Origin of the sequence: Pseudomonas tehranensis (assembly GCF_014268615.1) — a bacterium.
In the GTDB taxonomy this organism is placed as follows: Bacteria; Pseudomonadota; Gammaproteobacteria; order Pseudomonadales; family Pseudomonadaceae; genus Aquipseudomonas; species Aquipseudomonas tehranensis.
In genome coordinates, this window is the sequence record NZ_JABWQV010000175.1 from 1 (window position 1) to 10,537 (window position 10,537).

Below are 10,537 nucleotides of genomic sequence, written 5' to 3' on the forward strand. Positions count from 1 at the left end.
CGTCGAATAGACGAGCCGTTTTTTTATGGAAGTCATTAAGGCAGCAAGGTGTCGGCGGCTAACGATTTGGGTCGGCTGCCGGACCGTTCTGTCGCAGATAATAATTGTCGAACTCGCCGCTTTCGACGAGTTGGAAACCGTGGCGGATATAAAAACGATTCGACGCGCTTTCTTTGAGAGCGCCCACCCGGACAGGCAGCGCAGCGGCATCTGCCTCTTTGAATATTTGGCTGAGAACAGCAGAGCCTACTCCTGATCCTTGCGCGCCAGGGCGCACGTACAAGTGGTCAAGCAAGAGTTCATTGTCGTGACGTTTGATGACTACGAACCCCACCCTCTCTCCTGTTACCACGATGTGGCGTGTGCAGTCTGGTTCAAAATTGCCAAGAAATCGTTCGCGTGCGCGCACTGGATCAAAGCGCCCGACACGCTCAAGACTTTCGCGCATGGCTTCGATTCGAATAGCGACCAGATCGTCCAGGTCGCTTTGTTGAGCGGGGATCAAGGTGGTGAGGAAATCGGGTGTGAAGGGCATCATGCGCTCTAATATCATCCTGGGATGATCCGTATAAATAACCTGGCTATTTCGGATTGTGAAGGGGTACAACAGCTGCATTGATCGCTGATCACCCGGAGCAAGCACTCAAGATGGAAGCCCACATTCGTCTCGCAACACCTGAGGATGCAGAATCGATAAGCAACGTTGTGATCAGCGCCTTGCGTCAATCCAACGCCAACGATTACCCACCCGAGGTCATCGCCCAGGTGGAGCGCAGCTTCTCTGCTCAGGCGGTTCAGCAATTGATGGAGCAGCGTCGGGTTTATGTGGCGTCTGTCGAACAATGTGTCGTCGCCACGGCCAGCCTCGATGGGGGTGTTGTCAGAAGTGTTTTTGTCGAACCGCGGTGCCAGGGAGAAGGCATCGGCAAACAACTAATGTCTGTCATTTGTTCAGATGCTCTCGACAGGGACCTGGACGTTTTGCACGTGCCTTCCTCCATCACGGCAGAGGGCTTTTACACGGCGCTGGGATTTCAAAAGGTACGTGACGAACTCTACGGCGCCGAGCGCACGATTATCATGCGCAAATGGTTGTTGAAGTAGTGCCTGCTCAATCCCTGCCTCGCTGGGGCACACCGCTTTTGGTTCAGGGCAGGCATTGCAGCGGGCCTGTGAACCTTCTATAAAACCCACGCTGACATCGCGACCCTTTCGGTGGTCGTTGACCTCTGGATAGTTGACCCGCATGGAGCATCATCGTGAGCGAACCTTCTCGCCCCCTCAAATCCCTGACTCACACCGTTTCGAATACCCCATCGTTCCGCCTGCCGAGTATTGGACTGCTGCAACATGCCTGGGGCATCAGCCTCCTGGCCTTGCTCAGCGGATGCGGAGCGTTGACGGATGTCCGTTCTTTCTCCACGCCCTACTCGACACCTGACGGTGGTGAGACAGCACGATTGCGGGTGATCAGCGACGGCATGATCCGGGGCGTGCCCAAGTCCGACTGCGTCGACTTTCGTCTGCCGGGCGCCGGTGTGATGGTGGCGTACCGGGATGGCTACGCCAATCGCAACGGTGAAAGCCTGGGCATGCCGGCTGTCAGCGAGCGTTCATCCGCGACTGTCATGACCGAGCTGTTGGTGCCTGCAGGGCAGCCCATCGCTTTTCATTACATTGGTGATCAGTGCTACAACATGTTCAGCTTTGTCCCCAAGGCAGGGGCGGATTACCAACTGGACGCCGTGGGGTTTTACCGGTGCGGGGTCACACTCAAGCAAGTGGCCGGTGCAACAGTGCGGTATTCCTCGGTCCCGCTGAAGGAAAGCAAATTGTGCAGAGTGACGGATAACTTTTAGAGTGGACATTTCCAGGGTGCGATAACGTTTGAAAAGGACTTCACTATGGAAACCATCCCCACGCTCCAGACCCGCCGTCTCATCCTCACGCCTGTGCAGTTGGCCGATGCACCAGCTATTCAACAGCTGTTTCCCCATTGGGAAGTGGTGTGTTATCTCGACAGTCGCGTGCCATGGCCTTACCCGGCTGACGGCGCACTGACTTACGTTCGCGACCACGCACTCCCTGCCATTGCAGCAGGGCGCGAATGGCATTGGATGATTCGTATCGCTGAAGACGCGGCACAGTGCATTGGCAGCATCAGCCTGTACGATCAGCCGGGCAACAACCGAGGCTTTTGGCTGGCACCTCAGTGGCAGAGAAAGGGCTACATGCGCGAAGCCTGTGAAGTTATCAACGCCTATTGGTTTGAAACCCTGGGGCGTCCCGTCATGCAAGTGCCCAAGGCGATGGGCAATCATGCTTCGCGCAAGGTTTCGGAGCATGAAGGGATGCGTATGATTGCAACGCAGCAGGGGGAATTTGTCTGTGGTTCGTTGCTTAAGGAAGTTTGGGAAATGACGCGGGAAGCGTGGCTCGAGAAAAAAGCTGCTTCTAGGACGAATTGAGTAGGGCAAATGAACCAGGCCGTCTTTAACGACCATCAACTACAGTCGCCAGACCTGAGTATGTCTACAGGGTCAAGGAGTGTGAAATGGATATTCCACAGGGTTTCAAACCGTTATTTAGGAGCAGTCCTTTTCTTGATCTACTAGGCCCTTTCTACTATCGGGAAAACTCTGAAGGTTTTACCGTTGGGATTTGGGTCGAGGAGAAACACACCAATGCGCGTGGACTCGCTCACGGAGGGTTGTTCATGGCGCTGGCTGATATTGCTTTGGGCTACAGCGCGGCCTTTTCGAAAGATCCTCCTCTGAAGCTCGTAACGACCACAATGACCACTGATTTTGCCGGCTCCGCTAAGGTCGGCGATTGGTTGGAGGCTGCCGTTGATATTCAAAAAACCGGTAGTCGACTGGTTTTCGCTAATACCTATATAAGCGCTGGAGGGGAGCGCGTGGTGCGAGCCAGCGCGTCTTTTCTTGTGGTGGGTTGAAAGCATCTGGAGACGCACTACCAACGTCGAGTCTTACATCCGAGCTCCCACTGCGATGATCCGCGGGGCGCTTGGTTTCTCCGTCAGCAGTGATCAAGGAAGAACGCATGGAACCGCTACTTAATCGAATAATGTTGTATGTACGGGACGTCCAGGCGACCTGCGTTTTTTATGAGCGTCATTTCGGCTTTGTCAGTGAAAAACATGCTGATGATCGCGTCACGCAATTGAGGTCTGTAAACGGTGGCGCGATTCTGATGGTTCACCCGGCAGGGAAGGCCGTTAAAACGGGACAAGTCACGGTCAAGCTTGTTTTTGATACCCGGGATGTTGAGGGCTTCAAGGAAAAGTGCATGGCCCAAGGCTTGAAGTTTGGCGCCATCCACCAGGCCGACGGTTATTCATTCGCCAATGCCAAAGACCCTGATGGCAATGCCATTTCTATCTCCAGTAGAGCGTTTGCATGCCACTGAGCTTTCATAAGATGCACGCCAATGGCGATGACTTCATCCTCGTGGATTCGCGAAACTCAAAAAATCCTCTAACCAGTGCCATGGCCCGGCGAATGGGTGATCGCCATCGAGGCATCGGTTTCAACCAGCTCGCGGTAATGCTCGATTGTGAGGATGCAGACGCACGCCTGATGTTCTGGAATGCAGATGGCTCCGCGCTGGACGTTTGCGGCAGCGCGACGCGGGGCGCGGCGGATCGGTTGATGCGCGAAGCGAATGTGACTTCGATAACGCTGCGCACCCACCGCGGTTTGCTCACTTGCGAACGAACTTCAAGCGGCGCAATTTCCGTCAACATGGGGCAGCCGCTTTTCGGCTGGTCGGACATTCCCTTGGCTGGGGACCTGGACAGCGCTGTTTTGCCAATGGCGGGTAGCCCGATAGCGTGCAGCATGGGCAACCCACACTGCACTTACTTTGTGGATGATCTAGCCGACGTTGATATCGCGACAATCGGTCCGGCGATCGAAACCCACCCCCTGTTCCCGCTCAAGACCAACGTGCATTTCGTCCAGGTCATCAATCGAAAGCACATTCGTTTGCGCATATGGGAGCGGGGCGGTGGCATCGCACTCGGATCAGGCTCCTGCTCCTGCGGCGCCGCTGTTAACGGAATCCGTCGAGGCTTATTGGACCATCGCGTTGAGGTTGAATGTGATGGTGGAAGCGTGACGGTTCAATGGGATGGCGTTGGGTCGGTCTTTCTCATCGGGCCGGTACAGGCAACGTTTTCCGGAGTTTTCACCGACACTGCTCAGCAAATCTCCACCTGATAACGGAAAGTATCGGCCGCACCCCGCGACAGTCGGTATTCCAGTGGTTGCCGGTCGTAGCCCAGGGCCACCCGTTCGACCACCACCACTGGGCTGCCGACGGTGACTCCCAGCGTGGCGGCCAGTGGCTCATCGGCCGAGGCGACGGTCAGGGTTTCTCGCGCAGACGCTACACGCATGCCGCAGCGTTCTTCATAGAAAGGGTAGAGCAGGGTGCCGAAGTCGCTCAGATCGGTGTCGAGCAGGGCGCCGAAGCGAGCGGTTGGCAGCCAGATTTGCTCGTGGAACAACGACCTGCCATCCATGAGGCGCAGGCGCTCCAGGCGGATGGTGGAGTCGTGCTCGGTCAGATTCAGCGCCTGGCGCACGTGGGCGTCCGGGATTTCCTGGGTGCGGCTCAGGATGCGGCTTTGCGGCACTTGCGATTGACCGCTGGCATCGACCTGTCGAAAGAATCGAAACAGTGAACCGTCGAAGTTGGGCCGACGCACGAACGTGCCACGGCCCTGGACGCGCAGCAGCAACCCTTCCCCGACCAGCGTTTCCACCGCTTTGCGCACCGTGCCCACGGCAACGCCGTACTGGCGGGTCAGTTCTGCCTCGGTGGGAATGGCTTCACCGGGCAGCCATTCACCTGCGGCGATTTTCGCCAGCATCTCTTCACGCAGTCGTTGATAGAGCGGCAGTCGCTCGTCATGTCCAAGGTGTGTAAGGGCCATACCGTCAATCCGATTCCAGGTAATGCGTCACTTTACCCCAGTCATCGCGTTGACAGGGATGGTTGTTTATAGATATGGTCATCCAGTCATCTATATGAATTTCAGGTCTGTAATAGCCTTACATGCCTGGCGGGCTCCCACAAAAATCAACAAAGGCAGCTTCCTGATGTCCCTGTCGTTCGAAGGCATAGATACCCACGCCCACATCTTCCGGCATGACTTGCCCATGGCGAGTGATCGGCGCTACAGCCCTGATTACGACGCCTTGGCCGAGCACTATCTGGGGCACCTGGATCGCAGCAACCTTGCCCATGGCGTGCTCATCCAGCCGAGCTTTCTGGGCACCGACAACCATTTCATGGTCGAGGCCCTGCAACGTTACCCGCAACGTTTGCGCGGCATCGCGGTGGTCGAGCCGGACATCGAGGATGCGCAACTCCAAGCATTAGCCAAGGCGGGCGTGGTAGGCGTTCGCTTGAATCTGATCGGCAAGGCGCCGCAGGACTACACCGATGTGCGCTGGCAGACTTTTTACCAGCGACTGGCCCGGCTTGGCTGGCAGGTTGAAATCCAGTGTGGCTTCGACGCCTTGGTCCTGATAGTCCCGTTCGTTCTGGCGACCGGCGTCACGGTGGTTGTGGACCACTTCGGTCTTCCCTCCCAGGGTATCGACCCGAATAACCCAGCCCATCACGGCTTCCTGGCCTTGCTCGGCGAGGACAGGCTGTGGATCAAGTTGTCTGCCGCCTATCGCAGTCAGTCAGACCTGCCCCGCGCGGTTGGCGTGTTGGCGCAATTGCGCCAGGCGTGTGGCGGTATCGAGCGTTTTGTCTGGGGCAGCGATTGGCCCCATACCCAGTTCGAATCGCGCACCGGCTACGACGCGCAGTTGGCCTTTGTGCACGCCTTGTTTCCCGACCCGGTTGAGCGCCGGCAGGTGTTGGTGGATAACCCCACGATCCTGTTCGGCTTTGCTGCGTCGACGCGTTGAACTTCCCATAACAAAATAATACGGAACACACATCATGATGAGCCTGTACGTCGTCGCCGCGATCGTTCTTGCTGTCGCGCTGGGATACACCACCAAAATCAACATCGGCCTGTTCGCCATCGCCTTTGCCTATCTACTGGGCTGTTTCGGCATGGGCTTGAGTCCTTCCGAAATCATCGGCATGTGGCCGTTGAAGATTTTCTTCATCATCTTCTCGGTCTGCCTGTTCTACAGCTTCGCCATCGTCAACGGCACGCTGGAGAAGCTGGCCGAACACCTGCTCTATCTCTGTCGTAACGTGCCGCACCTGTTGCCTTATGCGGTGTTCCTGACCGCTTGCCTGATTGCCGGGCTCGGCGCGGGTTACTACACGGTGCTGGCTTTCATGGCCCCGCTGACGCTGTTGCTGTGCCAGCGCACGGGCATGAGCCTGATACTCGGTGGCATGGCGGTGAACTACGGGGCCCTGGGCGGTGCCAATTTTGTTTCCAGCCAGAGCGGCATCATCTTCCGTGGCCTGATGACCGGCCTGGGTGTTCCCGAAAGTGAAGCGTTCATCAATGGCCTGGCCATTTTCGCCAGCACCATGGTCATTCCACTGGTGGTCATCACCGCGTTCGTGTTTTTCGCCGGTCACGGCCGCGCGCTGAAGAATGCGGCGGTCGCGATCGAGGCGCCGAGCCCGCTCAACCGTGAGCAGAAAATCACCTTGTGGCTGACCTTGCTGATGATGCTGATCGTGTTGGCCGGGCCCATCGCGCACATCCTGTTCCCCGACAACGCGACGGTGACGTTCGTCAATTCCAAGGTGGACATCGGCCTGATCGCCAGCGTGTTCTCGGTGATCGCGCTGATGCTTAAGCTGGGCGACGAGCGCAAAGCCATCGCCTCGCTGCCTTGGGGCACGTTGATCATGATCTGCGGTGTGGGCATGCTGATTTCGGTGGCGATCAAGGCCGGCGCCATCGACGCGTTGGCATCGTGGATCGGCGGCAATATCCCACCGGTGCTGGTAGCCCTGGTGTTCGGTGTCGTCGCTGCGCTGATGTCGATTTTCGCCAGCACCTTGGGCGTGGTCACGCCGGCGTTGTTCCCCATGGTGCCGCCACTGGCCGCGGCCATGTCAATCGACCCTATGGTGCTGTTCATCAGTATCGTGGTTGGCGCCCAAGCCACCTCTATCTCGCCGTTCTCCTCCGGCGGCAGCCTGATCTTGAGCTCCTGCGCCGATGAGCAGAGCCGAACCCGGCTATTTCCTCAATTGCTGCTGCGTGCCGCGCCCATCGGCTTCGTCGCGGCGATGCTGTTTAACCTTGCGCTGACTTTTATCTAAAGAGTTTTCGCTTGGCAGGTCCGGGAGGTGCCATTCACTCAAGGCCTGCCTTAACCATTGTGGCGAGGGAGCTTGCTCCCGCTGGGCTGCGCAGCAGCCCCCACTTCTACCGCCATTGCTGGTTTGGCTGGCGCTCAAGATTCAGGGGTAATGAGTGCCTCAGGAGCGGGTTCAGCAGCCAGCTTTAACCGGTCAGCCTTACTGATGTATTTGGATTTCTTTGGCGGGGCCAGTTTGGCACTCGCCTTTTTTGCGTGAGCTTTGAGTAACTGATTTATTTTTTTACGACGATTCATACTTTTCTACTCGGTTTGCAAAGACTTGGATGATGGTGAAAGTTTGGGTGTGAAGCCAAGCATTGATTTTGCGCTTCCCAGGCGGCCCTGCTACCCAGAAACCTACCCCCAACCCTCCAGACGCATGGTCGCACGGACCAGGCGTTGCTCCTCCTGTTCGATCTCCTTGAGGTTGTCGCGGATGCTGTGGATGTGTTCACGCGCAGCGCGCTGAGCCTGTTCCGGCAGGCGCTCGATGACGGCGTGATAGAGCCGGGTGTGCTGGCGGTCGATCTGGCGTTTTTGCATAGGGCGATGGTAGAGGTTGTTGACCGAGGCGAACACCGTACTGAGCATCAAATCGGTCAACGACTGCAGGGTATGCAGCAACACCGGATTGTGCGAGGCCTCGCAGATCGCCAGGTGGAAGGCGTGGTCAAGGCGGGCATGTTCGCGCGGCTCGGCAGGTACGGGTTGACTGTGGGCGGCGAGCATTTCTTCATAGCGTCGGGTGAGCAGGACAAAGTCCGCGTCTGTGCCGCGCAAGGCGGCCAGGCGTGCTGATTCGGCTTCCAGCAGTGCGCGCACTTCCAGAAGATCGAACAAGGTGCGCGGCTGCGAGTTGAACAGGTGCATCAGTGGGCTGGCATCGCGGTTCCCGTTCAGGGTCGCCACCCGTGAGTCACGGCCTTGGGCGGTCTCGATAATGCCGCGCCCACGTAGCACTTTCAGCCCTTCACGCAGCGCCGAGCGGGATATTCCCAGTTTTTCGCATAGGCGGCGCTCCGAGGGCAGCGCCTGGCCCACCTTGAGCACGCCATCGACGATCAATCGTTCGATCCGCTCGGCGACCACATCACTGACCTGACGGCGAACACCGGAGGTTTCTTCGAGCATGTCAGGGGCCTCGGCTAACTGGTAGTACCAGTTCTAAATGGTCATTCACGCTGCGCCTAATATAGCTACCAAGCCCTTTATATGTAAGGCCATTGGAAAAGACTGGTTAGAGGTTGGCTTGAAAAAACTGGTCATACCAGTTCATTCGCTAATAGACGACCCTCCTGCAAGGCTCTACATATAGCGCATAACAAGCGGCCGGCTCGCGACCGACGCCGCACAAAAGAACAATAAAGCGAGAACGGCTGCCATGAGTATTTTGTACGACGAGCGCGTTGATGGGGCGCTGCCTGAAGTGGACAAGTCAGCGCTGCTGGCGGAACTGCGCCAGCAGCTTCCAGACCTGCAAGTGCTGCACACCCAGGAAGACCTCAAACCCTACGAGTGCGACGGGCTCTCTGCCTACACCACCACCCCGATGTTGGTGGTATTGCCTGAACGCATCGAACACGTCGAACGCCTGCTCAAACTTTGCTATCAACGCCGTGTGCCGGTGGTGGCTCGCGGGGCAGGGACAGGGTTGTCCGGTGGTGCGTTGCCGTTGGTCCAGGGGATTTTGCTGGTGATGGCGCGCTTCAAGCACATCCTCGAAGTCAATCCAGAAGGGCGTTTCGCTCGTGTTCAGCCGGGCGTTCGTAACCTGGCGATCTCCCAGGCTGCCGCCCCTTACGACCTGTATTACGCACCGGACCCCTCTTCGCAGATCGCCTGTTCGATTGGCGGTAACGTCGCCGAGAACGCCGGAGGCGTGCACTGCCTCAAATATGGCCTGACCGTGCACAACCTGCTCAAGGTGGAAATCCTCACGGTTGAAGGCGAGCGCATGACCCTGGGCAGCGATGCCCTGGATTCGCCCGGCTTCGACCTGCTCGCCTTGTTCACAGGTTCCGAAGGCATGCTGGGGATCATCACCGAAGTCACGGTCAAGCTGCTGCCCAAGCCACAGGTGGCCAAGGTGTTGCTGGCCAGCTTTGATTCGGTGGAGAAAGCCGGGCGCGCAGTCGGTGAAATCATCGCGGCCGGGATCATCCCTGGCGGCCTGGAGATGATGGACAACCTGGCCATTCGCGCCGCTGAGGACTTTATTCACGCCGGTTATCCGGTGGACGCCGAGGCTATCCTGCTGTGCGAACTGGACGGCGTGGAGGCCGACGTGCACGACGATTGCGAGCGTGTTCGCGCGGTGCTGGGCGAGGCCGGCGCCACCGAAGTGCGCATGGCCCGCGATGAGGTTGAACGGGTCAAGTTTTGGGCGGGGCGCAAGAACGCCTTCCCGGCCGTCGGGCGCATCTCGCCGGACTATTACTGCATGGATGGGACCATTCCACGGCGTGAACTGCCCGGCGTGCTCAAGGGCATCAGTGAGCTGTCCGAGGCGTTCGGCCTGCGTGTGGCCAACGTGTTCCATGCCGGTGACGGCAACATGCACCCCTTGATTCTGTTTGATGCCAACCAACCCGGCGAGCTGGAGCGGGCCGAGTCCCTGGGCGGCAAGATTCTCGAACTCTGCGTCAAGGTGGGCGGCAGCATCACCGGTGAACACGGGGTGGGGCGCGAGAAGATCAATCAAATGTGTGTGCAGTTCAACAGTGACGAACTGACCCTGTTCCACGCGGTGAAGGCCGCCTTCGATCCGCGTGGCCTGCTCAACCCCGGCAAGAACATTCCGACCCTGCACCGCTGTGCCGAATTCGGTGCCATGCACGTGCACCACGGCCAATTGCCTTTTCCTGAACTGGAGCGTTTCTAATGGTGATGCAGCATGACTGCGACGCCAGCGAGGCGCTGCTGGAACAAGTCAATCACGCCCTCAATAGCGCTACGCCGTTGCGCATTCAGGGTGGCAACAGCAAGGCGTTTCTTGGTCGCAAGGTTGAAGGCGACGTGCTCGATACCCGTGTCCACCGCGGCATTGTCAGCTACGACCCGACCGAGTTGGTGATCACCGCGCGCGCCGGCACGCCGCTGGCTGAGCTGGAGGCGGCGCTGGACGCGGCCGGGCAGATGCTCACCTGCGAGCCTGCACAATTTGCCGGCGCCGCGACCCTCGGCGGGATGGTTGCGGCAGGCCTGTCGGGCCC

The 10,537-nt window shown here is 58.3% G+C and carries 14 protein-coding genes; 10 read left to right on the top strand and 4 right to left on the bottom strand.

Translation table 11 applies throughout. The annotated features are described in order from the left end of the window. Positions 1-58: 58 nt before the first annotated feature. Positions 59-535, bottom strand: coding sequence for a GNAT family N-acetyltransferase (locus HU811_RS20045; protein WP_186657702.1), 477 nt, complete (start codon positions 533-535; stop codon positions 59-61). A gap of 113 nt (positions 536-648) precedes the next feature. Between HU811_RS20045 and HU811_RS20050 the strand changes: the two genes are divergently transcribed. From HU811_RS20050 to dapF, 6 genes are all read left to right on the top strand, one after another. Then, complete coding sequence (locus HU811_RS20050) at positions 649-1,104, top strand: GNAT family N-acetyltransferase (protein WP_186657682.1); 456 nt, start codon at positions 649-651, stop codon at positions 1,102-1,104. A gap of 155 nt (positions 1,105-1,259) precedes the next feature. Further along, positions 1,260-1,859 carry a hypothetical protein gene (locus HU811_RS20055; RefSeq protein ID WP_367616243.1) on the top strand — a complete coding sequence of 200 codons (600 nt, stop codon included), beginning with the start codon at positions 1,260-1,262 and terminating at the stop codon, positions 1,857-1,859. Positions 1,860-1,904: 45 nt separating this feature from the next. After that, a complete protein-coding gene (locus HU811_RS20060; protein WP_186657685.1) occupies positions 1,905-2,468 on the top strand; it encodes a GNAT family N-acetyltransferase in 564 nt (187 codons plus the stop codon). An 86-nt stretch (positions 2,469-2,554) separates the two neighbouring features. After that, positions 2,555-2,956: a PaaI family thioesterase gene (locus tag HU811_RS20065; protein WP_092399953.1), complete on the top strand. Its 402-nt coding sequence runs from the start codon at positions 2,555-2,557 to the stop codon at positions 2,954-2,956. 107 nt (positions 2,957-3,063) lie between these two features. Next, positions 3,064-3,429, top strand: coding sequence for a VOC family protein (locus tag HU811_RS20070; protein WP_092399951.1), 366 nt, complete (start codon positions 3,064-3,066; stop codon positions 3,427-3,429). Next, positions 3,420-4,241 carry a diaminopimelate epimerase gene (dapF, locus tag HU811_RS20075; RefSeq protein WP_186657688.1) on the top strand — a complete coding sequence of 274 codons (822 nt, stop codon included), beginning with the start codon at positions 3,420-3,422 and terminating at the stop codon, positions 4,239-4,241. Before HU811_RS20070 ends, dapF begins: the two co-directional genes overlap by 10 nt. Here dapF and HU811_RS20080 read toward each other — a convergent pair. Continuing rightward, positions 4,223-4,960, bottom strand: coding sequence for a GntR family transcriptional regulator (locus HU811_RS20080; RefSeq protein WP_186657691.1), 738 nt, complete (start codon positions 4,958-4,960; stop codon positions 4,223-4,225). The two genes, dapF and HU811_RS20080, sit on opposite strands and share 19 nt — an antisense overlap. A 166-nt stretch (positions 4,961-5,126) precedes the next feature. Between HU811_RS20080 and HU811_RS20085 the strand changes: the two genes are divergently transcribed. Together HU811_RS20085 and HU811_RS20090 are read left to right on the top strand one after the other, a co-directional pair. Then, positions 5,127-5,951 carry an amidohydrolase family protein gene (locus tag HU811_RS20085; protein ID WP_186657694.1) on the top strand — a complete coding sequence of 275 codons (825 nt, stop codon included), beginning with the start codon at positions 5,127-5,129 and terminating at the stop codon, positions 5,949-5,951. Positions 5,952-5,985: 34 nt separating this feature from the next. Then, entirely contained in the window at positions 5,986-7,284 is a 1,299-nt protein-coding gene (locus tag HU811_RS20090; RefSeq protein ID WP_186657696.1) for an SLC13 family permease, read from the top strand. A 134-nt stretch (positions 7,285-7,418) separates the two neighbouring features. On the opposite strand, the gene HU811_RS20095 is transcribed toward HU811_RS20090, so the two are convergent. Together HU811_RS20095 and glcC are read right to left on the bottom strand one after the other, a co-directional pair. Further along, positions 7,419-7,580 carry a DUF2986 domain-containing protein gene (locus tag HU811_RS20095; protein WP_092399943.1) on the bottom strand — a complete coding sequence of 54 codons (162 nt, stop codon included), beginning with the start codon at positions 7,578-7,580 and terminating at the stop codon, positions 7,419-7,421. A gap of 102 nt (positions 7,581-7,682) precedes the next feature. After that, positions 7,683-8,456 carry a transcriptional regulator GlcC gene (glcC, locus tag HU811_RS20100; protein WP_092458813.1) on the bottom strand — a complete coding sequence of 258 codons (774 nt, stop codon included), beginning with the start codon at positions 8,454-8,456 and terminating at the stop codon, positions 7,683-7,685. A 250-nt stretch (positions 8,457-8,706) separates the two neighbouring features. Between glcC and glcD the strand changes: the two genes are divergently transcribed. Both glcD and HU811_RS20110 read left to right on the top strand, forming a co-directional pair. Next, positions 8,707-10,206 carry a glycolate oxidase subunit GlcD gene (gene glcD / locus HU811_RS20105; protein ID WP_186657699.1) on the top strand — a complete coding sequence of 500 codons (1,500 nt, stop codon included), beginning with the start codon at positions 8,707-8,709 and terminating at the stop codon, positions 10,204-10,206. 5 nt (positions 10,207-10,211) lie between these two features. Next, on the top strand, positions 10,212-10,537 hold a 326-nt coding region (locus tag HU811_RS20110; protein ID WP_186657707.1), incomplete at its 3' end, for an FAD-binding protein.